This is a genomic window from bacterium (assembly GCA_023135785.1).
Lineage (GTDB): Bacteria > CAIJMQ01 > CAIJMQ01 > CAIJMQ01 > CAIJMQ01 > CAZNJA01.
This window is the reverse complement of sequence record JAGLSL010000062.1, coordinates 1-23,645: the sequence shown is the minus strand read 5'-3', so window position 1 is coordinate 23,645 and position 23,645 is coordinate 1. Positions and strand designations below refer to the sequence as shown.

At 36.4% G+C, this 23,645-nt stretch carries 23 protein-coding genes; 19 read left to right on the top strand and 4 right to left on the bottom strand.

Annotation, left to right across the window (positions count from 1 at the left end; all coding sequences use genetic code 11):
- Positions 1-228 (bottom strand): UPF0280 family protein (locus tag KAS42_04995; GenBank protein ID MCK4905573.1); only part of this gene is annotated, 228 nt, incomplete at its 3' end.
- Between the two features lie 126 nt (positions 229-354).
- Positions 355-1,434 carry a hypothetical protein gene (locus KAS42_04990; protein MCK4905572.1) on the bottom strand — a complete coding sequence of 360 codons (1,080 nt, stop codon included), beginning with the start codon at positions 1,432-1,434 and terminating at the stop codon, positions 355-357.
- A gap of 341 nt (positions 1,435-1,775) precedes the next feature.
- Here KAS42_04990 and lysS point away from each other — a divergent pair, with 341 nt between their 5' ends.
- The 18 genes from lysS (at position 1,776) to KAS42_04900 (ending at position 21,171) form a co-directional block, all read left to right on the top strand.
- Positions 1,776-3,227: a lysine--tRNA ligase gene (gene lysS / locus KAS42_04985; protein ID MCK4905571.1), complete on the top strand. Its 1,452-nt coding sequence runs from the start codon at positions 1,776-1,778 to the stop codon at positions 3,225-3,227.
- Between the two features lie 302 nt (positions 3,228-3,529).
- Positions 3,530-4,156: a nucleotidyltransferase domain-containing protein gene (locus KAS42_04980; protein MCK4905570.1), complete on the top strand. Its 627-nt coding sequence runs from the start codon at positions 3,530-3,532 to the stop codon at positions 4,154-4,156.
- 63 nt (positions 4,157-4,219) lie between these two features.
- Positions 4,220-6,325 (top strand): N-6 DNA methylase, encoded by a 2,106-nt coding sequence (locus KAS42_04975; GenBank protein MCK4905569.1) that lies wholly within the window; start codon positions 4,220-4,222, stop codon positions 6,323-6,325.
- 3 nt (positions 6,326-6,328) lie between these two features.
- Positions 6,329-8,086: an AAA family ATPase gene (locus KAS42_04970; GenBank protein MCK4905568.1), complete on the top strand. Its 1,758-nt coding sequence runs from the start codon at positions 6,329-6,331 to the stop codon at positions 8,084-8,086.
- Positions 8,087-8,089: 3 nt separating this feature from the next.
- The gene (locus tag KAS42_04965) at positions 8,090-9,502 is read left to right on the top strand and encodes a restriction endonuclease subunit S (GenBank protein MCK4905567.1); all 1,413 of its coding nucleotides are present in this window, start codon (positions 8,090-8,092) and stop codon (positions 9,500-9,502) included.
- Positions 9,503-9,718: 216 nt separating this feature from the next.
- Positions 9,719-10,405 (top strand): DUF3800 domain-containing protein, encoded by a 687-nt coding sequence (locus KAS42_04960; protein ID MCK4905566.1) that lies wholly within the window; start codon positions 9,719-9,721, stop codon positions 10,403-10,405.
- Between the two features lie 267 nt (positions 10,406-10,672).
- Complete coding sequence (locus KAS42_04955) at positions 10,673-10,885, top strand: ribbon-helix-helix protein, CopG family (GenBank protein MCK4905565.1); 213 nt, start codon at positions 10,673-10,675, stop codon at positions 10,883-10,885.
- A gap of 26 nt (positions 10,886-10,911) precedes the next feature.
- Complete coding sequence (locus KAS42_04950; GenBank protein ID MCK4905564.1) at positions 10,912-11,316, top strand: putative toxin-antitoxin system toxin component, PIN family; 405 nt, start codon at positions 10,912-10,914, stop codon at positions 11,314-11,316.
- A 295-nt stretch (positions 11,317-11,611) separates the two neighbouring features.
- Positions 11,612-11,875: a hypothetical protein gene (locus KAS42_04945; GenBank protein MCK4905563.1), complete on the top strand. Its 264-nt coding sequence runs from the start codon at positions 11,612-11,614 to the stop codon at positions 11,873-11,875.
- 1 nt (position 11,876) lies between these two features.
- Positions 11,877-12,107, top strand: a complete 231-nt coding sequence (locus KAS42_04940) for a type II toxin-antitoxin system HicA family toxin (protein ID MCK4905562.1) — start codon at positions 11,877-11,879, stop codon at positions 12,105-12,107.
- A 436-nt stretch (positions 12,108-12,543) separates the two neighbouring features.
- Positions 12,544-13,764 (top strand): ABC transporter permease, encoded by a 1,221-nt coding sequence (locus KAS42_04935; GenBank protein MCK4905561.1) that lies wholly within the window; start codon positions 12,544-12,546, stop codon positions 13,762-13,764.
- 100 nt (positions 13,765-13,864) lie between these two features.
- The gene (locus KAS42_04930; GenBank protein MCK4905560.1) at positions 13,865-14,605 is read left to right on the top strand and encodes an ABC transporter ATP-binding protein; all 741 of its coding nucleotides are present in this window, start codon (positions 13,865-13,867) and stop codon (positions 14,603-14,605) included.
- Between the two features lie 74 nt (positions 14,606-14,679).
- Positions 14,680-15,453 (top strand): tetratricopeptide repeat protein, encoded by a 774-nt coding sequence (locus tag KAS42_04925; GenBank protein ID MCK4905559.1) that lies wholly within the window; start codon positions 14,680-14,682, stop codon positions 15,451-15,453.
- Between the two features lie 142 nt (positions 15,454-15,595).
- Entirely contained in the window at positions 15,596-15,892 is a 297-nt protein-coding gene (locus KAS42_04920; protein ID MCK4905558.1) for a chromosomal protein MC1, read from the top strand.
- Between the two features lie 205 nt (positions 15,893-16,097).
- Positions 16,098-17,081 (top strand): GDP-mannose 4,6-dehydratase, encoded by a 984-nt coding sequence (locus KAS42_04915; GenBank protein MCK4905557.1) that lies wholly within the window; start codon positions 16,098-16,100, stop codon positions 17,079-17,081.
- Between the two features lie 63 nt (positions 17,082-17,144).
- Positions 17,145-18,251, top strand: coding sequence for an undecaprenyl/decaprenyl-phosphate alpha-N-acetylglucosaminyl 1-phosphate transferase (locus KAS42_04910; protein ID MCK4905556.1), 1,107 nt, complete (start codon positions 17,145-17,147; stop codon positions 18,249-18,251).
- A gap of 497 nt (positions 18,252-18,748) precedes the next feature.
- Positions 18,749-20,320, top strand: coding sequence for a ribonuclease Y (rny, locus tag KAS42_04905; GenBank protein MCK4905555.1), 1,572 nt, complete (start codon positions 18,749-18,751; stop codon positions 20,318-20,320).
- A gap of 80 nt (positions 20,321-20,400) precedes the next feature.
- Entirely contained in the window at positions 20,401-21,171 is a 771-nt protein-coding gene (locus KAS42_04900; GenBank protein ID MCK4905554.1) for a TIGR00282 family metallophosphoesterase, read from the top strand.
- Positions 21,172-21,242: 71 nt separating this feature from the next.
- Here KAS42_04900 and KAS42_04895 read toward each other — a convergent pair whose 3' ends face one another.
- Complete coding sequence (locus KAS42_04895; protein ID MCK4905553.1) at positions 21,243-21,596, bottom strand: aspartate 1-decarboxylase; 354 nt, start codon at positions 21,594-21,596, stop codon at positions 21,243-21,245.
- Positions 21,597-21,711: 115 nt separating this feature from the next.
- On the opposite strand from KAS42_04895, the gene KAS42_04890 reads away from it, so the two are divergent.
- Positions 21,712-22,740: a rod shape-determining protein gene (locus tag KAS42_04890; protein MCK4905552.1), complete on the top strand. Its 1,029-nt coding sequence runs from the start codon at positions 21,712-21,714 to the stop codon at positions 22,738-22,740.
- Between the two features lie 133 nt (positions 22,741-22,873).
- Here the strand turns inward: KAS42_04890 and KAS42_04885 are convergent, their stop codons facing one another.
- A complete protein-coding gene (locus KAS42_04885; protein ID MCK4905551.1) occupies positions 22,874-23,596 on the bottom strand; it encodes a rhomboid family intramembrane serine protease in 723 nt (240 codons plus the stop codon).
- Between the last annotated feature and the right edge of the window lie 49 nt (positions 23,597-23,645).

The window sequence follows — 23,645 nt, the reverse complement described above, 5'->3', positions numbered from 1 at the left end:
CTTTAAAAGTTTATAAGGAATCAAAGCGGATGCAAAATGAGGGTCTTTTTCTATATATTCCTCAATCTGGTTTCTGTGTTTTTTTAAACTTTTCAAAGCCGTGTCTTTAAGGTTTCCCCCGGAACTTATAAACAGGTCACTTTCCTTATGTTTTATCTCGTAACAATAAAGGTCTTTTGGCTTGGAAGTTTTTCTGTAAGTTCTGGGCATATATATATTTGATTTCATCTATTGGAATTAGTTCGTTTTTCTTGTTTGAACTGTGTTATATAAAAATATTTTAGCATATTGTTTTTAAAAGATTGCAATAGATACTAAAAACGGGTGGTTTTGCTATATAAAAGATGGGTGAATTTATTTATTCGTTTTTTGGGGAGGGAATAAGCCGATTTTGTCTAATTTTTCTTTTGTTTGCTGATATAACTGGCTTTCTTTGGGCAGTGTTTCTGATATTTTCTGAATTTGGGCTGCAGTTTTCCTCAAGTTTTTTATATATTTTTCATAAAGCAAGATTAATCCTTTAATCTTTGAAGCAAGACTTATTGCGGTAAAGGTTTTTTGAATATGTTTCTCCATATCTGGTTTACTTATCTTCTCTCTCCATAAAATGAATATCTGTTTTTTTAGTTTCTCTATTGCTATACGATTAATTTTTTCTTCTCTAGCGGTATCAATTTCACCTATCATATAGTCGCCAATCAACCAAATAACTTTTGCAAGGTCTTCGGGGTTATCTTTATCTTTGGCTAAATCAAATATTGCCTTAGAAAGGAAAGAAGGGTCGTGGGCTAACTCTCTATATTTTCGTTCTTCTTTTACGAGTTTTTTACCTACCTCTCCGTTTTTCAAATCTTGTAAAAATCTATTACGTATCTCAAAAGAGAGCTCTTCAATTGCCAGAACCTCGTCTTTTTTTACAACTTTCTCGTCTTCCTCAATTAATTTGTAAGTAGCAGAATTGACAAGTACGTGGTTAGCCCCTTTTTCTTTTAAGTATTGCTTTATATTTTTTTCTCCCTTTAGAGGTTCTTCGTTACATAACAGGCGTATAAAAATCATAAATTCTTCAGGGGTTAGCCCTGATTCTAATATTAGGTATCCCACCGATAGATCGCAAAGACTTTTCAGGAGCCGTTTAGTCAATCCATCGTTAGCTTCAATCTTTTTGCGGTTTACTAAAAGAGTATTATCTGTTTCAAAAAAAGAAATAGATTTCTTTTCCAACAACAATTTGTTGACTTCCGGAAAGACTTGTTTTAAATGCTCTTTGAATATTTTGTGATTAGTTCCATAAAGTTTATTTGTGCTCATAAGTTGGCTTAGGCTTCTGACAAGATGCAAGCATGGGTCTATTACACTTTCCTTTTTTACTTTCCCCTTTGGATCCGCTTTTTGATAAGCTTTTTGGGGAACAATAAACTCCAAGTTTTTCATTTTCTACCTTATCCTCAATTACCATTTTACAACGGCTGTCAATAGCGCCTCAACTCTTAACCGTCAAAAATGATGGGCAGACGCGCAAAACGAGTATTTAATAGAATTTATCAAAATTGACTTATATGGCAAGGGTTTTCTATAATTCGCTATATTAAATCAAAATTCAAAAAGAAAAATTGATAGGGAATAAATGATATTGGTCACTGTTTTTGTCTAATTTTACACTTTAATTTGTCCCTTGGAATTCGAAGAATTCCTGGGATTAAATCCCCGCAATCTTCCAGATTGCAGGGGGATAATTTTTATGCTTAATTTTTACATTTTTAATTGAGGTTAATATGGAACGAGACGAACTTTCGAAGGTAAGAGAAGAAAAGCTAAACAAATTGGAAGAAAAGGGTGTAAAGCCTTTTAGTAATAAATTTTCAATTTCTCACTCGTTAAGCCAAGTCAATCAACAATTCGAAGAAATTGAAGGCAAACCCGTAAAAGTCGCAGGCAGGATAATGAGTGTTAGAGAGCACGGCAAATCGACTTTTATGGATATTCAGGATAAAGATTCTAAGGTTCAGGTTTACTACAAGTTGAATACGGTTGGGCAAGAAACTTATGAAATTTTACAATTATTGGATATTGGCGACCATATAGGTGTAAGCGGTGAAGTTTTTAAAACAAGGACAGGCGAGGTTACTATTGTTGCAAAAGAACTTTTGCCTTTGGCAAAGTGTTTAAATCCGCTTCCTCAAAAGTGGTATGGTCTGCAGGATGTGGAAACAAGATACCGACAGAGGTATCTGGATTTGGTGATGAACAGTGAAGTTAAAGATATCTTTCTTACAAGAAGCAAAATAATAACCGGTATGAGAAGTTTTCTAAATAAGCACAGTTTTATAGAAGTAGAAACGCCAATGATGCAGCCACTTCCCGGAGGCGCTTTAGCAAAGCCGTTTATTACGCACCATAACGCTTTGGATATTGACCTTTATTTAAGAATTGCTCCTGAGCTTTATCTTAAAAAATTAATTGTCGGAGGATATGAAAAAATCTATGAAATAAACAGAAATTTCAGAAATGAGGGCACTTCCACAAGACATAATCCGGAATTTACGATGATGGAACTTTATTGGGCGTATGCAGATTACGAAGTTCTAATGGAATTTACCGAACAAATGATAAACGAATTAGTTAAAGAAACCAAAGGCAGTGAAGAAATTGTCTATCAGTCGCAGAAAATCTCTTTCCCCGAAAAATGGGAAAGAATTACATACGCAGAAGCGTTTAAAAAATATTGCGGGATAAATGTGGAAGCTGACTGTGAAGAAAAGATAAGACAGGAAGCTAAGAAAAAAGGCGTTGATGCGGACGATTCATTCTGGCACGTCTTAGATTCTTTATTTAAAAAATTCGCCATCCCCAATTTTATCCAACCGATTTTTGTGACCGATTTTCCGATTGAGCTTTCTCCGCTGGCGAAAGAAAAGAAGGGCAGTGGAGGAAAAATAGTCGAAAGATTCCAGCCGTTTATCGGATCGCTTGAATTGGGCAATGCTTACACAGAGTTAAACGACCCCAGAGAGCAGGAAAACAGGTTTAAGAAACAAACACAAATGCGTGATAAGGGGGACGAAGAAGCGCATCCTCTTGATAAAGATTTCATAACGGCGCTTGAATTTGGCATGCCGCCTACCGCAGGTTTGGGAATAGGAATAGATAGACTTGCAATGCTTCTTACAGATTCCAAATCCATCCGCGATGTTATTCTGTTCCCGCTGTTGAGACCGGAAGCGTGAGTAAGACAGAAGACCCCGAAAGAAAGTCTTCGACTTTCAACGGGGCAAGCAGAGAACAGAGAACAGAAGACAGAAGACAGAGAACAGAAGATACACACCTAATAAACGGCGAGCAGGCATACTGAAAATGTAAAAAGAGAGACCAAAGACCATAGACATTAGACTAAAAAACAGACAAAAGACAAAAGACCACAGACCTTTGCCTGCTACGAAGCTGGTAGGCAACCTATTGGCAAGCAGGCAGGCATATCAAAATGTAAAAATAGTTGCCTTGACCAATATCACTGAAAGTGATAATTAATATGCTGTTAGAAAAAATTTTAAAATTATTCTACAAAGATATTAACGGCGAATTTTCCATCCTCCAAATTGCCAAAAACATAGAAATTTCTTACAGTTATGTTCATAAACAAATAGAATTATTTGCTAAACAGGGAATAATTTCCATAAATGTCAGTGGCAGGCGCAAGTATTGTAAACCGAATTACGAAAACCCCACAGTAGTTTCAAGCTTCGTTAAAATATCCACAGAAGAAGCGCAAAAATTTCTTGCTGGCAGAGAGAAAATAGATTCCATTGCCAAAGAACTGCTTGCGGGACTTCCGGAAAAAACTAATTACAATTTATTATCCATTATCCTTTATGGTTCTTTTGCTAAATCTACTCAAATTAAAAGTAGCGACATTGACCTTTTTGTATTGGTTCCATCAAAAGAAAAATATGACGAAATAATAGAGAATGAATGCGTGTCTCTCTCTCGGCGGTATGGAGTTGAAGTATCCCCCCTCATTTCAGAGCCTCGAAGTTTTCTAAATATGTTGAGAGAACGAGAAAATAATGTCGCAAAAGAACTTCTCAAAAATAAGGTTATTTTGTATGGAGCAGAAAAATTTTGGGAATTGGTTTTTGAGGTGATAAAAGCAATATGAGAAAAGAACTACTCAAAGCCAAAATAGGTATAATAAGGGGAAATAAAAAAGGGAAAAACAAACATGGCAAACGGTAAAGATAAAATAACGCTTGCTTCCATTCTTAAGGATTCAAGTTATAACCTCTCAATCTTTACTCCCGACGAAGTTGCTACGCTCGAAAAAAAGATTGTTCTGAAAAATGATAAACCTTATGTTGAATGCCTCATCCGTGAAAAAGAAATCCAGTTAAAGCCCGAAGAAATCGTCCGCCAACTTTACGCTTCCAAACTTGTGAAAGATTACATCTATCCAAAACAACAGATAAGATTTGAACACCCTATCCAATTTGGCAGACAAACAAAATCCGCAGATATAGTTGTTTTTGACAAAGACCGCCCGACTGTTGAATACATCATCGTTGAAGTCAAAAAACCCAAACTCTTGGACGGCAAGGAACAACTAAAATCATATTGCAACGCTACCGGCGCGCCGATTGCCGTTTGGACAAACGGCGGGCAAATTTCTCATTATAACCGCAAAGACCCGAATTATTTCGAAGACATTACCGACATTCCTAATGCCGACCAGACGCTTGAAGATATTTTAAAAGAAAGGTTTACGCTTAAGGATTTAATCATTAAAGATAAAATTCCCAACGAAGGGAAATCACTTAAAGATATTATTCAGGAAATGGAAGACGAAGTCTTGGCAAATGCCGGTGTTGATGTATTCGAAGAGGTCTTTAAACTCATCTTTACCAAATTATACGACGAACATAAAAGCCGTAAAGATAAAGAAATTATTAATTACTTTCTGGAAAAGAAAGGGTTCCCGATAATGATTGCCGAGAAACCTCATATTAAATACGGGGAAGCGAAAGAAAAATCTTATGACGACCTAAAGAAAATTGTGGAAGGAATTGATGACAGTAATTTCAGAGTATTGGAATTTAGAAACACAGGACAGTCGGAAGGAGAGCTTAAAAAGAAAATCCAAAAACTTTTCAACGAAGCCAAAGCTAAATGGCCCGGAGTTTTTGACGAAGCAAGCCAAATCCAACTTTCCCCTTCCCATCTTTCTATTAGTGTTTCCAGTTTGCAGGACATAAAACTTTTTAATTCAAATCTGCAAATCATAGACGAGGCGTTTGAATATCTGGTCAGCAAATCGTCAAGAGGCGAAAAAGGACAATACTTCACGCCGCGTCATGTGATTGACATGTGCGTAAAAATGCTTAATCCAAAAGCAGGCGAATACATGATTGATAGCGCAGCGGGTTCATGCGGTTTTCCTGTGCATACGATTTTTTATATGACAGGACACTTATTTACGAACGCTGAAATATCCGAAGAAGAAAAAGAAAATGTGTTAAAAGTATTTGGCATCGATTTTGACGAAAAAGTCGTGCGCGTAGCACGCACTCTAAACTTAATTGCAGGCGACGGAAACACCAATGTTTTACATCTTAATAACCTTGATTATGACCGTTGGAATGAAGTTATCAATAATCGCGACTGGCTTGTCGCTTATGGCGGGGGCTTAAAGCGACTTGAAGCCCTACAAAGAACTCCCAACTCTTACAAAGAATTTAATTTTGATATTCTCATGGCTAATCCTCCGTTTGCCGGCGATATAAAAGAATCCCGTATCATTCATAAATACGACCTTGGCTATAACGACAAAAACAAGCCGAAAGCAAAAGTCGGTCGTGATATTTTGTTTATTGAAAGAAACCTGAACTTTTTGAAACCTGGCGGAAGAATGGCGATTGTTTTACCACAAGGCAGATTTAATAATACTTCGGATAAAAACATCCGTGAATATATCGCAGAAAGAGCTAGAATTTTGGCAGTGGTAGGGCTGAATGTAAATACATTCAAACCTCATACCGGAACAAAAACTAGCGTTCTTTTTCTACAGAAATGGAACGATAACCCCAAAGTGGGTCCGCTTTGTCCCAAAGTTGACGATTATCCGATTTTCTTTGCGGTGTCCGAAAAATCAGGCAAGGACAATTCAGGCGAATATGTGGTCGTCAAAAACGGCAATGGGCAACCGAAGCTTGATAAAAATGGACATATGGTTATAAACCATGACTTGCATAATCACGACAGAGAATTGCCCGACGGCGTAGCAGAGGCGTTTATTGAATGGGCAAAGAAAGAAAAATTAAGTTTTTGGAAATAAATTATGAAATTAAAACGAGTTAAAATTAAAGATTTTCGTTCAATAGTTAAAATGGATTTAGTAATTGAAGATAATATTACTACATTAGTTGGCGCAAACGAACATGGGAAATCTAATATTTTGGCGGCTATCTCTCTCCTCAACACTGGTACACCCTTTGATATTAAAAAAGATAAAAGAATTGATGGCAAAGCAAAAAAATATTGTCCCTCAGTTCGGTTTTTCCTTGAACTCAATCAAGAGGATAAAAAAGTGGTACAAGAAACCATGCAGAGTAAATACCTACCTACTACTATACAAAATGAAGACGGCACCACATCCGAAGGAAAGCCCGAAAAGATTATTAAATTAAAAGATGTTCCGGAGAATATTGAATATGAGCGATTTATCAAGGAAGAAGACGATAAATCATATTATAGGATAAACTGTCCAGATGAAGATACAAATGAGGCAATTTATAATTTTATCTCAAATGATTTTAGTAGCAAAATAATATATTTTGATGAATTTAATGATCGTTTGGAATCTGTTATCCCAAAAGGAGAAATATTAAAATCGGAAGATAATTTAATTATACAAGGGCTTCTCAAGGTTTGTGAGTTGCAAGAGAAAAAAGAACGTATATTTACTGATGATATAGAAATTAGGCAATTACTAGACAGAGCTCCAGAAAAAATAACAAAGGCTGTAAAGAAGGCTTGGTATCAGGGATTAAAAGATGATATCAGTATTAAAATAATACGCGACTCTAAAGGCGAAAATCTTTTAATAGATATTGAAGACAAAAACACTTATGTTGATTTTAAAGCAAGAAGTCGTGGGTTTAAATGGTTTTTTTCTTTTTTTCTTAAATATAGGGCATATCACGACAGCGATTTAAAAAATTCACTTTTTCTCATAGACGAGCCAGGGTTATTTTTGCATCCTAAAGGGCAAAAAGATTTGCTTCAGTATCTTGAAAGATTGGGCAAGGCGAATCAGATTATCTACTCCACACATTCCCCGTTCATGATAAACAGGCTAAAAGAAAAGAGAGTCCGTGTTGTAGAAAAGAAGCAAAAAGACGGCACCACAATCAATACAAAAGGTTTTACTGCAAACTGGCGACATATGAGAACGTCACTTGGAATGGTACTCTCTGATAGTTTTTATTTCGCAGATAAAACACTGATAGTGGAAGGCCCAGAGGATGTTATATATATTCTCTGCTTATTACAATTTTTTATCAAAAAAGATAACCTAGATATCGATGTAAATTTACTTTCTATTATGGATTCTGGCGGAGTCGCAAACTTACCTGCTATGGCTAAGATTGTAAAAGACGAGGAACGTCCGTTAGTCGTCCTAATTGATAGTGATAGCCAAAAAATTCTTAACAAATTAAAAAAGTATGTAGATAAAAAAGAGTGTGAAGAAATAAAAACTTTTAATTCTAACGCTATAACAATTCAGGACTTATTACCTCGCAAATTATATGAGCAAGCAGTCAATAAATACATAAAGCGGCTGGTGGAAGATAAACTAATAACACTTGTTAATGGCGGGGAGAAAGAATATCAATCTAAAAACGATTTTAAAATAGATAAAAAGGTTGAGGGGTTTGTGAAAGAGAACTACAACGAGGAAAGTGTGTCAAAAGTTGGCATCGCAAGAGAGTTTGAAGATTTATTGAACGGCAAAATTGTATACAAAGAAGATGATTTTAAAAATGCCCGGAAGCTAATAGATTGGCTTGTTAAAACTTTGGATTTAAAAGTTTAAATTATGCAATATTCAGTTGTAAATTATAAAACGGTAAAAGAAAATTCTGATTTTAGAATTGATGCTGATTATTTCAGACCAGATTTTTTAAATTCTCTTGAATTAGTAAATTCACACCGAAATTCTACTTTATTCGAAATTAGCAATGTGAACGGGGGGAAAAGATTACCGCTTAACGAAAATTTTTCGGATGATGGGATTCCTTACATTAGAGCTGAAGATATAAAAAATGGTTTTGTGCAATATGAAAATTCTCCTAAAATATCGTTCAAATTACACGAGACTTTGAAAAGATATCAAACTAAAAAAGATGACGTCTTACTAACAATAGTTGGGAATTCAATCGGTGAGGTTGGATTAGTTAAATTTGATATTTTAAAATGCAATTTAACTGAAAATTGTGCCAAAGTAACAAACTTGGAGAGTATAATCCCGGAATTTTTATTTGTATTTTTACTTTCTAAACATGGACAAATTCAAATCCATAGAGAAAAGGTAGGAACAGCACAACCAAAACTTGCATTAATAAGAATTAGGAAATTTAAAATTCCTGTATTTAGCAACGAATTTCAGAAGACAATTTCAAAAATTATAAATCAAGCTAATAGTCTTATTGACCAATCTAAATCCCTCTATTTCCAAGCCGAGCAACTGCTTCTTTCTGAACTCGGACTTTTAGAACGGAAACCGAAACATGGAATTTCTTTTATCAAAAACTTTTCCGATACGAAAGAATCGGAACGTTTTGACGCAGAATATTTTCAGCCAAAATACGAGGAAATCATTGAAGCGGTGAAAAAATACACAGGTGGATTTGATGAATTGGGGAGTTTGGTAAACATCAAAGACAAAAAAATTATGCCGGAAGACAGCGAACAATATAAATACATTGAACTTGCTAACATATCATCAAACGGCGAAATTAAAGGATACACGGAAAACTTTGGAAATGAATTGCCGTCAAGAGCGCGCCGAAAAGTACAAAAAGGTGATTTGATTATTTCGTCAATTGAAGGTTCACTTGAAAGTATTGCTTTGATAACGGAGGATTGGGAAAATGCTTTATGCTCCACTGGATTTTTTGTAATAATTTCCGACAAAATAAATTCTGAAACGTTACTTGTCTTGCTTAAAATGCAAGTTGGGCAATTGCAGCTTAAGAAAGGTTGTAAAGGAACAATTTTAACGGCAATCGGCAAAGATGAACTGTCAAAAATTATATTGCCTAAAATTGAACCGGAAACACAAAAACAGATTAAAGAGAAAATTATTGAAATGTATAAGGTGAAGAAATTATCAAAATCCCTGTTTGAAGTCGCCAAGTGTGGTGTTGAAATAGCGATTGAGAAAGACGAAAAAGACGCTCAAAGCTGGATTGATGCGGAATTGAAGAAATTAAAAATGGGTGACCAATAGATGACTGACAAAAACCAAGAGAACTCGAATATTATAATCTCCAGAGAGCTTTCTCAGAAGTTTGACTTTTACTTTGTCGCATTAGTTTTTACCATTCTTGGATTGTCTGTGCAGACAGCTTCAATCGTAAGGGAATATTATCAGAGAGTCGAGAGGGTCAAAAGTCGAGAGAAGTCGAGAGGGTCAAATCTTGACATTTAAGTTATAGATCAAATCATGAACACGCTTTATCTTTTTATAGATGAATCAGGCAATTTTGATTTTAGTCCGAACGGGACGAAGTTCTTTGTTTTGACAGTGCTAAGCACTATGAATCCTTTTGATATCGGTTCATCTTTATTGAAACTTAGATATGATTTACTGCCGAACTATGCCTGCGGAACAAGTATGGCAGAACAGGGATACTTTCACGCATCGGAAGATACACAGGAAGTGCGAAATAATGTGTTCTCGATAATCTCTAAAACGAATCACCAAATGAGAGTTGATTCAATTATCGCGCAGAAAAACAAAGCCAACCCAACATTTCATAAGCAGCCGCTAGAATTTTATAAGGTAATGGGAGAAGCACTGCTCAAATATGCTTTTAACCGTGCTGTGTGGCATGATTTTGACCATGTTGTTGTAGTCTTCAGCAGTTTATTTGATAAAAAGAAAAGAGGCATTCTCAAACAGGCCTTCAAATCGCTTGTCAAACATCAGGCAAAAGTCCCATTCGCCTTATATTTTCACAATTCAAAGTTTGACCTATGCAACCAAGCCGCGGATTATTTTTGCTGGGCTATTTATCGGAAGTGGGAATCAACCGACGAGCGGTCGTATGTTTTGGCGAAACACATTATAAAATCGGAATTCCCTATCTTTGGTAAAGGGAAAAAGCAATATTATGCATATAAAAGATGACCTCCCCAACTACCCCGTTTTACGGACAGAGCCCAGGGGCTCTTGTCATTGAGGAGGGACGTTTTCTATTATTAGACAAATGTTAGACATTTGTCAGACATTTGTCAAGTGTCAAATTTTGCTTTTTGATATTTAATTTTTAATTTTCAAGGTCTATAGTCTTTGGTCTTTTGTCTTTAGTCTGTTTTTAGTCTAAGGTCCATTTTTTTACTGTTTTTATTTGGACTATGGTTTATCTGTGTTATAATGTCTTATGGAGGTAAGACAATGAGCGACACTATTACGATTAGGTTATCTAAAAAAGAAAGGAATAATTTAGAGTCCACAAGTAAGAAGACAAATCTTACCGTAAGCCAGTTAGTCAGGGAAGCTGTTCGGCGCTACCTTGCTGTGGAACGTTTTAGAGCATTAAGGGCGGAGACTGTTCCTTACGCTGAAAGAGCGGGCTTTTTTACGGATGAAGATATTTTAGACAAATAACTCTTGTCGGATTTATAAAAACATAAATGAAAATTGTCTTGGATACGAACGTGATTGTTTCTGCTTTTGGCACTCAAGGATTATGCGCGCAGGTTTTTGCTCATTGTCTTTTTGAACATAAAATTATAATCAGCGAGTTTATAATTGAAGAAGTGGTAAGGGCTCTGGAAGAAAAATTTAAATTACCTAAACAAAAGACAAAAGAGCATAGGCAATTCTTGTTCGACGAGGCGAAAGTAGTAATTCCTCTGAAAGTTCCCGCAGATGCTTGCGATGACCCGAAAGATTTGGAAATTCTTGGCACGGCTTGGGCAGATAAAGCAGATGTTATAATAACAGGCGACAAACACTTACTTTCAATAAAAGAATTCAAGGGCATCAGTATTTTGAGTGTTCGCGAATTCTGGGAAAAAAGCAGAAGAAATGTTTAAACAAGAAAGCAACTTCATTTCATTGTTTTGAGTTTTTGTCCGATGCTCCGACATTATGTCGGAGAGCGGACTCCTTCGGAGATTTTTTCTAGCAATTAGGCATATGAAGGGTGAAAATAATAGAAGGGAATGAGATTACTTCCCCGCCATTGAAGCGGTGGCGGGTCGCAATGACAAAGAAGGCGGGAATGACAAAAGCATGACTGGAATGGGATTTGTAAAGGATGATTAAGGAAATAGTTTATTGTCAATTAAACTGCAAAGGAATATAATGTTGCAAAAAAGGAGAAGTTATATGTTCCCGATTGAATTCGATATGATTGTTTTCAAGGAAGGAAAAACCTTTGTCGCTTATTCTCATGAATTGGATATTTCAAGTTGCGGAAAAACGGTTGAGCAAGCAAAGAAAAACCTTAAGACAGCGGTTAAACTTTTTTTGGAAGAAGCGAAAAAAATGGGAACGGTTGAAGATATTTTGAAAGAGTCTGGATATGAGAAAGTGGGGAATAGATGGATAGCGCCGAAAATGATTGCGACTGAGTTAGTCGGAGTGCGTTAGTATGCCAAGAATTACGTCTATTCCTGCAAGACGATTGTGTAAAATTTTCGAGAAGAAGGGATTTAGACGTGTAAGAACTAAAGGCGACCACTTTGTTTATACCAAATCCGGGTTATCAAGACCTGTAGTAATCCCCAATTGGCCGGCAGTTCCTGTTTTTATCATCAAAAATAATTTAAGAACAGCCAATATATCAAGAGAAGAATATTTTGAACTGTTAAAGAAAGTATAAAGAGGCAAGACTCTTGGAAAAAATAAATAGTCCTCGATTAAATCATGAATACGCTTTTTTAGAGATTGTTGCGCTTCCTCGCAATGACAGTTAATGATAGACAGGCAATATATTTTTACGGAAATGATGTGACATAGTAGTTGGAAAGATTTTTGTCCGATGCTCTGACGTTATGTCGGAGAGCGGACTCCTTCGGAGATTTTTCATTTTTAATATTTGTTTTAAGTTTTTAGTCTAAAGTCTTCGGTCTTTTGTGTTTGGTCTATTTTTGAATTTTGATTTGCCCCGTGGAATTCGAAGAATTCCCGGGATTAAGTCTCTCCTTCGGGGACTAAATCCCTGAGATGCTCTGCATCTCTAGGGGCCCGCAATCTTTCAGATTGCAGGGGATATATTTGCTATTTAATTTTTAATTTTTGATTTATCTTTAAAACCTATGGATTACAGATTTTTTCTTGCAATCAGGCATATGAAGAGCAAGGGGAAGAGATTTCTTTCCTTTGCTACTTTCATTTCCATATTGGGTATTGCGCTTGGTGTTGCGGCGATTATTGTCGTTATGGGTGTAATGAATGGGTTCAGCGAAGAAATAAGAAACAAGATATTGGGATTAAAACCGCATATTGTTGTCAATATGTTTTCTCCTGATTCTAACGGTTTATCTTTAGCTATCGAAAAAATAGAGCAAGTGGATGGTGTCGTTGCCAGTTCCCCTGTTCTTTGGGGTGAAGGGATTTTGCAGTATCGTGAAAGAGCTAAGGGAATAATAATTAAAGGCATTGATTTCCAGAAAGAAATTAAAGTTACGGATTTAAAGAAATATATTAAACCGGCTTTGGATGATTTTATTTCTGAGCCGCAAACAAGTGCTGAAGAATTTACTGATTTGGGAGACGGCGGTATTTTAATCGGCGAAGAACTTGCGAAGGGTTTAGGTCTCTTTGGTTACGACGAAGTATCTCTTATTTCCACGCAGTTAAAAGTTAAGAAGTTTAAAGTCAAAGGTTTTTTCAATTCGGGGATGTATGAATATGACAATTCGCTTGTGTTTTTATCTTTGGAAGATGCTCGGGATTTGCTCGCTCTGGGAAGCGAATACGATGGGATTCAGGTTAAAATAGAAGATGTATTTAAGGCGCCAGCCGTAAAAGAAAAATTGCAGGAGGTTCTCAGTTCTATTGCTATAGTGAGAACCTGGCAGGAAACGGATAGAACACTTTTTGAAGCGTTGAAGTTAGAAAAAATAGCGATGTTTACTATTCTTACTCTTATCGTAATTGTTGCGTCTTTTAATATCGCTTCCACGTTAATCGTAATGGTAATGGAAAAGAAAAGACAGATAGGAATACTTAAAACAATAGGAGCTACTTCTGCCGATATAAGAAAAATATTTTTATATCAGGGTTTGATTATAGGTTTTTGCGGGGCAGTATTAGGTTGCGTTACAGGGCTTGTTCTTGGGATATTGCTCAAAAAATATCATTTTATTGCTTTGTCCGAAGAAATATATTCTATGTCTTATTTGCCCATTAAACTGGAGTGGACGATGTTTGCCGTAGTGGGATTATTGGCGTTATTTATTTGTCTTCTTGCAACGATTTATCCTGCGTCGCGGGCGTCTAAGCTAACAGTTGGGGAGACTTTAAGATATGAGTAAATTGGTAATTAGTAAATGGTAAATGGTAAATAGTAATTCCTGCCCCGACGTAACGTCGGAACAGGGGTAAATAACTAATAACGAATAACCAATGAGTAATATGCCTTTAATAAAAGCCGTGGGTTTACACAAAAGTTATCCGACCTGCCTCGCCGAAGACGACCTGCCTCGCCGAAATCGGCAAGTCAAGGCGGGTGAGTCAAGGCGGGTAGGTGAAAGTTCTTTGGAAGTGATAAGAGGAATTGACTTGGAAATTTACGAAGGCCAGTCAATTGCTTTGCTGGGTTCTTCGGGCGCGGGTAAATCTACTCTTCTTTGTCTTTTAGCGGGACTGGAAAGACCATCTAAAGGCAAAATTTATTGGAAGGGACAGGATATTCTCAAATTTTCAGACGAACAAAGAGCTGATTTGAGGAAAAAAGACATGGGGTTCGTGTTTCAGTTTTTTAATTTATTGCCCGAACTTTCTGCATTAGAAAACATCATGTTGCCAGGTTTAATAGATAAACAACTTTTATTCGAAGTCAAAGAAAAAGCAAAAGAAATTCTGAAAGAATTAAAACTTACACAAAGAGCTTCTCATTATCCATATGCTTTATCCGGCGGAGAGCAGCAAAGAGTGGCTGTTGGCAGAGCTATAATGAATAATCCTATAATTTTATTTGCGGATGAACCCACCGGTAATCTTGACAAGACAACGGCAGAAAAAATTGTAGAGCTTATGTTAAATTTAATACGAAATAGGGGGGGGGCATTATTTATAGCCACCCATCAGGAAGAGTTGGCGCTTAAGATGGACCGTATTATAAGAATTGTAGACGGGAAAATAGTTGAGAGTTGAAAGTTGATAGTTTATGGTTTATAGTTTCTGCTATAAGTTATAAACCATAGGCTTTTTTGTATAGGGAGTGAAAAATGGAACAGAAAGATAATATGTGGTTAGAAGAAAGGAGGGATGAGTTTTTAAGAGATGTCATCCAACAATTTTTTAACGCTTATTTGAATTTTAAAAAAGAATATCGGAAGTTTAAAAGCGAAGGGAAAATTAAATTTGTTCATTTTGCCCAGTGGGTGGGGACGGAAGAAAAAAAGGGTCCGCTTTGGAATTTGAAAGATTTGACGCATAATCTTTTAGACAGGCCTCATCAATTTTTTACGCACGAAATAGCTTTTGAACGCGCAATTCATCTGATTTTTCACCAACTTATGAGTTTCAAGGAACATATCTATGTTTTGGAACAATACGACCATGTAGTAAGACAAAGATTTAACAAAACCGACGAAGAATTGTCGGAAGCTTTGGATGATTTCAAGCAATTGATTGTGAAGATTAAAGGAGAAATGCCCGAAGAAATAGAATCTGCCAAAGAATTATTCGAAACGTCTTTAAAATTATTCAAGCCAATGCTACCTAAATTTAAGCGTAACAAGCTTGCAGTAAGATATATCGTGGAAAACAAAGAGGTAATAGAAAAGGTATATGGTAAAAACCAATGGGAAAAGATATTGAAGTTGATGTTCAATAACAAAAAAGAGGAAGCGTATTATATGGTGGCTATGTGGTATTTTGAAAACGGAGATTATGTTCAAGCGCGCGCATGTATAAAAAAAGCTCTTCAACTGAATCCAAGCAGTGAAAAGATAACGAGTTTTTCTAAAAAAATTTCTACTTTTTTGAAAGGGAAATAAAAAACAAGACTTGTCAATGCTGTTTCTTTTTGATATAAGGATATAAACAAGCGTGCATAGGGGTTGTTAATCCGCAGATGATTTGGAAAGCTTTTAGATTATTTTGAAACAGCCTTAATTTTTAACAAAAGGAGGTAGAGCTATGGATACAGTTAAACAGTATTCTTTAAGAATAGGCAGTAAGGAGAAACATGTTTTTACGGGCAGGTCGCCGAGAGCTGCTGCATTAAAAGCCGCTTCAAGAGGTTTAAAGGATAAAGAAGGTCTTATCAAATTAAGAGAACATTCAAGAAAAAAAGACGGCAAGTGGAGATTACATGTTTTTAAGGGTAAAGTAGTGAAAGTAAAAAAACCTGATAATGCGCCTGATTGGATGCCGAATATGATTAATAAACCTTCTGTAAAAAAGGTGCGGTTAGACAAACTTAGCAAGATATAGGTGGTTGCCTGTCTGCTCAATATTCCGATTTTATATTAGAGCAGGTAGCGTAGAAGCAAGCAGGCAAGACAATTAATCCTAAGGGTTTTATAAAATCTGCTGCTCTTTTTAAAAGAGCAGCAGATTCTTTATGCGTGATATTCTATTTTTGAGTTATTGTTATATGTCGACAATTTCATTTTTTAATTAAAAGGAAGAGCGCAAAATGCAATGTTTGGTGACAGGCGCGGCCGGTTTTATCGGCTCTAGTTTAGTGGAACGTTTACTTTCAGAAGAAGACAATGATGTATTTGCAATTGATGACTTTTCCACGGGCAGTAAAGAAAATATATCCCACCTTTTAAATAATCCCAGATTCCATTTCCAGCAGGGCTCCATATTAGATAAAGACTTATTGAAAGAACTAATAGATAAATGCGAGATAATTTATCATCTTGCGGCAGCAGTTGGGGTCAAATATATTATGGAAAATCTTATTAAATCCATAAGAATTAATATTGAAGGGACAGAAAATGTTCTTGAAATTGCGTCTCATGATAAAAAAAAGGTACTTATTACTTCTTCGTCGGAAATATATGGCAAAAGCGAAAATTATCCTTTCAATGAGGAATCCGACAGAATACTGGGCCCAACCACAAAATTAAGATGGAGTTATTCTGCCAGCAAAGCAACAGATGAGTTTTTGGCTATTGCTTATCATAAAGAAAAAGTGTTGCCCATAGTTATAACAAGACTTTTCAACGTATCCGGTCCCAAACAAGTGGGAGAATATGGTATGGTTATTCCAAGGTTTGTCGAACAGGCGTTAAAAGGTGAGCCGATAACTGTATATGGCGATGGAAAACAATTGAGGAGTTTTATCCATATAGAAGACACTGTCAATGGTTTAATCTCTCTTATGGAAAACGAGAATACAAATGGTGAAATATTTAATTTGGGCAGTCCTCATCCTGTTAATATTTCTCAATTAGCCGAAATGGTTAAGCAATTTACTCAAAGCAAATCTCAAATTAAATATATTCCTTATAGACAAGTTTACGGTGATGATTTTGAAGACTTGAAATATAGAGTTCCCGATATATCAAAAATCTCTAAAACAATCGGGTTTAAACCGACAAAATCTTTGGAAGATATAGTAAAAGACGTAATTGAATACTATAAAAAAAAGTTGATGGCTGATAGTTTATAGTTGATAGCAAAAACGGAAGAACCACAAACTATCGACTGTTTTAAATTGTAGTGAGGGAAAACTATGTGGATAATTATCTATTTTGGTCTTTTCGCTATTTCTTTTCTTTTCTCACTGATATTAACACCTTTATTTCGTAGTATTGCCTTAAAATTCAATATTTTGGACATTCCTTCTGAAAGAAAAGTTCACACATTGCCGAAACCGCTTCTCGGCGGATTGGCACTTTTTTTCTCTCTCATGCTGACAATTGTGGTCGGCATAGTTATCTTGAGATTTTTTTGGAATTCTCCCGGTCTTAAGTTGCTTATGCCGCAATCCATTATAGGGATAATACCCCCCCTGCAAAGAGTGGTTTTTAAAATATTGCCAATTGTTTTAGGCGGGACATTAGTTATGATTATTGGCTTGATAGACGATATAAAGGGCATGAATGCTTATGTCAAGCTTTTTTCTACGTCTGTTGTCGGTATTCTTATGGTTTCTTTAGGAGTAAGAATTACTCTTTTTATGCCAAATACTTTTTTCGGGGGGTTGCTTACCGTCTTATGGTTTGTTCTTCTTATGAATGCTTTTAATCTTATGGATAATATGGATGGATTAGCTTGCGGAGTAGCTCTGGTTGCTACATTAATTTTTGTTGGGATTACTTCTTTACAATATCAGCTTTTTACTTCTTCTATTTTGGTAATTTTTGCAGGCGTTTTAGCGGGATTTCTCATTTTTAATTGGTATCCTTCCTCTATGTTTATGGGTGATGCAGGAAGTATGTGGCTCGGATTTATGTTAGCGACTTTAACTATTATGTCCACCTTTTATTCTAAAGGGAATCCCACGCTTTTGCCTGTAGTTATGCCTCTTCTTATTCTTGGAGTACCTATATTTGATACGGTTTCGGTTATTTTGATTAGATTATCTCGGAAAAAACCTCTTTTTGTTGGCGATAAAAATCATTTTTCCCATAGATTGGTTCGGCTTGGTATGACTCAACCGCAGGCGGTTGCTTTTATTTATCTGGTTACTTTTTGTATAGGAATAAATGCCACGCTTCTTTTTACGGTGGGAAGATTAGGCGCAACTGTAATTTTACTGCAGGCCGTTGTCATCTTTGTCATAATTGCTTTGCTTGAACATATCGGCAGAAAATCTATTGGGTCTGATTCGTCTTGACGAAGCATTAGGGTTTTGGAAATTAGGTTCTCTGTGGATGAATTTCGTATGAATTGTATTCAAAAATGCAGCAAATACTGTCTTTGAAGGTAAAATTTGTCTCTAACCCGAGTTTGTTCTCTCGCCTGCTGCAAAAGCGACACGGGTTCGGGGTTAACCCCGTTGAAATAGGTCGCCTTTAGACGACCGTAATTTCTTACGGGGTTGACTTTTACTCTTCTATTTTTTATAATTCTTCTGTTACCGCAGAGAAAAAGATTATTGATTTAATATAGAGAACAAACTAAATAGGTTTTAACATTTAAATTTGAAAATTTTCTTGCCTTTTGGCAAACTGGGAAGTTCGGTAGAGAGAAATGAGCAAAAAGACAGTAAGTTATTCCTTGAAGAATCTCTTTATTTAGAATTTTTCTGTCTATTGGGCAGGATTTGAAATGTTAATCCCCTCTGCGGTGTTACCCTAAATCGAGCTTGCTCTGGTTTGGGGCTAAAAGGGGGTGATTAGATTGCCAATTAAATTTTTGGTTATTTCTGCGTTCGCAGGAGTAACCTTATTTTTTGTCGGGTATTTCTTCCGAAAATTCGCAAGCGAAAGAAAAATAAAAAGAGCCGAAGAACAGGTCAAAAAGCTAATTGCTGATGCGGAAAGCCAGGTAGAGACAAAACGCAAAGAACTGCAACTTGAATCTAAAGAGGAATTATATCAATTAAGGTCTAAATCCGATGCGGAAATCCAAAAAAGGAGACAAGAACTTTTCGCAAGAGAAGAAAAGATTTTACATCGGGAAGAGAATTTAGACAGAAAATTAGAGTTGTGGGAGCAAAAAGAAAGGGAGTTTGAAGCAAGGATAGATAGAATTAAAGATAAGGAAAGAGTCCTGCTTGAAAAAGATAATGATTTGCAACAAATTATACAGGAAGAGAAAACTAATTTAGAAAGGATTTCTCTTCTTTCTGAAGAGGAAGCTAAGAAATTGCTTCTTGAAAGGATAGAACAAGAGCTCAAAGAGCAAAAGGCAATTTTAACCAAGAGGATGGAAGATGAAATAAAAGAAACTTCCGAGAAAAAAGCTCAGGAGATTATATCTTTTTCCATTCAGAGAATTGCGATGGATCAGGTTGTAGAAAGCACTGCTTCGGTAGTTGCTTTGCCATCCGACGAGATGAAAGGAAGAATTATCGGTAGAGAAGGCAGAAATATAAGGGCTTTAGAAAACGCAACAGGGGTAAATGTTATTGTTGACGATACGCCTGAAGCTGTAACTTTGTCGGGATTTGACCCGGTTAGAAGGGAAATTGCCCGAATGTCTCTTGAAAAATTGATTTCAGACGGGAGAATACATCCTGCCAGAATTGAAGAGGTCGTAACCAAAGTTAAAGAAAAAATGGAAGCATCTATCAGAGAAGAAGGAGAAAAAGCTTGTTTTGAATTGGGCATACACGATTTAAAACCTGAAGAAAAGATTCTTTTGGGTAGACTGAAGTATAGAACAAGCTATGGACAGAATGTATTGCAACATTCTGTGGAAATGGCCTTTCTGATGGGAATAATGGCAGGAGAATTAAAGTTAGATATAAAATTAGCCAAAAGAATCGGGCTTTTGCACGATTTGGGTAAAGCGGTTGACCATGAAGTAGAAGGTTCGCATGCCCAAATTGGCGCTCAGTTAGCGGAAAAATTCAACGAATCGGCTGTTTTAATCGATGCCGTTAAAAGTCATCATGACGCTGAAACATCTGCTTCAAATGTTTACGCTGCACTTTTACAGGCGGCTGATACAATTTCTGCTGCAAGACCCGGAGCAAGAAGAGAAAGTCTGGAAAATTATATTAAGAGATTAGAAAAACTGGAAAGCCTTGCCAACTCTTTTGACGGTGTTAAAAAATCTTATGCCATTCAGGCTGGAAGAGAAGTCAGGGTAATGGTTGAACCAGAAGCGATTAACGATGACCAGACTGCTGTTTTGGCTCATGATTTGTCCCAGAAAATTCAAAAAGAAATGGAGTATGCGGGGCAGATTAAAATTACTGTTATTAGGGAAAAAAGAGCGATAGATTACGCGAAATAATAGAAATAGTGTATGGTTGATAGTTTATAGAAAATAATACAACACAACTATAAACCATACACTATAAACTATAAACGATGATAAAAATTCTGGTGATAGGAGATATAATTGGCAGAGCAGGAAGAACCTTAGTCGAAAATTATCTTGCCTGCCATAAGAAAGAGTTTAATCTTTGCATAGCAAACGGAGAAAATGCTTCCGGAGGAGTAGGTTTAACGCCCCAAACAGCCCAGGATCTTTTCGAATTAGGAATTGATGTTATTACCTCAGGCAATCATATTTGGGATAAAAAAGAGATAATTCCTTATCTTGATAATGATAAAAATACACTAAGACCCGCAAATTATCCGCCCGGTGTTCCAGGTCGCGGCGCTTGTGTTGCAAAAACAGATAACGGAATATCCGTAGGTGTAATAAATTTATCCGGTAGAGTTTTTATGCCTATTGTAGATTGTCCCTTTAGGAAAGCCTTAGAAGAAATTGCTTTAATAAAAAAACATACCTCTATAATAATTGTGGATTTTCATGCAGAAGCAACATCCGAAAAAGTAGCTATGGGCAGGTTTTTGGACGGCAAAGTCTCCGCAGTTATAGGAACCCATACTCATGTTCAGACCGCAGACGCTTGCGTTTTACCTGATATGACCGCATATATTACCGATGTGGGGATGACCGGGGCAATTGATTCTATAATAGGAGTTGAAGCGGATATTGTTTTAAAAAGATTTCTTACGGGAATTCCCTACAGAATGAAACCTTCTTCAGGAACAGGTTTGCTAAATGCGGTAATTATTCAAGTTAATGAAGACGGAAAAGCAGAGACAATTCAAAGTATAAGAGAAGAATGCTAATGCTTAAACAAAAAATTTCTAATATCTAATTCCCAATTTCCAATTAAAGAAGATAAAAAGATTTTCGGGAATTAGTGATTAGTGATTTTATTCTTTTCATCAAGATAGACCAATTGTGGCTTATGATTTTTTGCCTCTTCCTGCGAAAAGGAAGAAAAACAGACAATCATAATTTTATCTCCTACTTGAGCTAATCTTGAGCAAGGGCCGTTTAGACATATAGCCCCACTATTTCTTTTTCCTTTTATGCAGTAAGTGACAAAACGCGTGCCATTGTTTACATTCAATACCCAAACCTCTTCGAAGGGAAGTAAATTGGCTTGCTCCATTATTTCTTCATCAATTGTGATACTTCCTTCATAATGAAGTTGTGTTTGGGTAACGGTAGCGCCGTTTATTTTTGTTTTTAATAGAGACCTCAACATATCGGTCGACATTATACTATATTTTATTTTGTTTTGCTTTTTTTATAAAAAAGGATATAATTACGGCGGATATTTAGGAAATTAATATTTAATTAAAAAAACGGGAGGTAATAATATGATATTTGATCGTATCTGGGGTTTTTCTTCTAATGACCTGGGTATAGATCTGGGCACTGCCAATACTTTAGTATATGCTAAGGGTAAAGGTATTGTTTTGTTTGAACCTTCAGTTATAGCTATTCATAAGGGTTCTAAAACCATACTTGCGGTAGGGAATGAAGCGAAAGAAATGCTTGGAAGAACTCCTGCTTCTATTGTGGCTACAAGACCTTTAAAAGATGGAGTAATTACCGATTTTGAAGCGACGGAAGCAATGCTGAGATATTTTATAAACAAAGCCAATGGTAGAAGAAAACTTATCCGTCCCAGAGTGGTAATAGCCATAGCGTCCGGCATTACTGAAGCTGAAAAAAGAGCTGTTAAGGAATCCGCGACAGAAGCAGGTGCTCGGGAAGTATATTTAGTTGAACAACCCATGGCTGCGGCTATCGGCGCAGGTTTGCCGATTCAAACCCCGGGCGGGAATATGGTTGTTGATATTGGCGGCGGGACAAGTGAAATTGCAGTCATTTCTTTGGCGGGAATTGTGGAATGTCAAATGATTAGAATTGCAGGAGATGAAATGAACGAAGCAATAATCCAACATATGAAAGATAAACATAATCTAATGATCGGAGAAAGAACAGCAGAAGATGTCAAGATAAAAATAGGTTCTGCGTTTCCACAAGAAGAAGAGACAACTATCCAAGTAAAAGGAAGAGATTTGGTTGTGGGACTTCCTAAAACATTGACTATCTCATCGGAAGAAATAAGAGAAGCCTTAAAACCTCCTGTGGAGGCTATTCTAAAAGTGGTAATAGAAACATTGGAAAGAACACCGCCTGAATTAGCTGCGGATTTGGTTGATAAGGGTATAGTTTTAGCCGGCGGAGGTTCTTGTCTTAAAGGGCTGGATAAAATAATTGCTGAAAAAACAGGGCTTCCCGTGGCTATGGCTGAAGACCCTTTCACTGCAGTGGCAGTTGGCGCAGGTAAGTGTCTTGACGAAATAGCTTTCTTAAGAAGAATTGCGACTTTTGAATAAACCCCCGTTTAGAGATAGGTCGCCATATGGCGACCGTGAACCACACTTAACCTTGGGACATTCCCCTTTTATTTCTGAAGCGATAGACAATTCATAGTTTCTTCTTTTCATCTCTAACGGGGTAAACAATTAATTATTTTGTTTTACTTTTTCTTCCTATTAAAAAAAACGGGACAAGAATTATACCGGCAGCAAACCCTCCTATGTGTGCCCACCAGGCGACTTCTCCCATTGAGGTTGATTCGGTTAATATAGACGATGTTCCAGAAAAAAACTGTATAAGAAACCATAGCCCTAAGAAAAAGAAAGCAGGGAGTTTTATAAAATAAAAAAAGATCCCCCCTAGTTTCCGCTGGGCGAAAACAAACAGGGGGGACTTCGTGAAAATTGGCACTGCAGTAAGAATGCGCGCAAAAGGATAAAGAATAAAATAAGCGCCGAGAATACCCGAGATTGCTCCCGAAGCTCCTATAGTCGGTATAGCTGAAGCGGGATTGACATAAATATGCGCTAATCCTCCTGCTATCCCGCATACCAAATAAAAAATTATGTAGCGTAGATGCCCAAGCCTGTCTTCTATGTCTTTACCAAAAATCCATAAAAACCACATATTTCCCAAAAGATGCATCCAACTTCCGTGAAGAAAAATTGAGGTAATTAAAGTATAGCCCCTCGAAAATAAGTCGGCTTTGTTGGAAAAGAAATTTACAGGTATGACGCCGTAATTTTTTATAAATAACTCTAAAGATTTTCCCAAAGATATTTCATGAAAGAAAAGAAGGATATTAATTAGAATAAGCAGTAAGACTATTAAGGGGAAAGTATTTCTTGGGATATCGTTTTTTAAAGGTATCATTTTCTAAAATACAGACCAAAGACTAAAGACCAAAGACTAAAGACCAAAG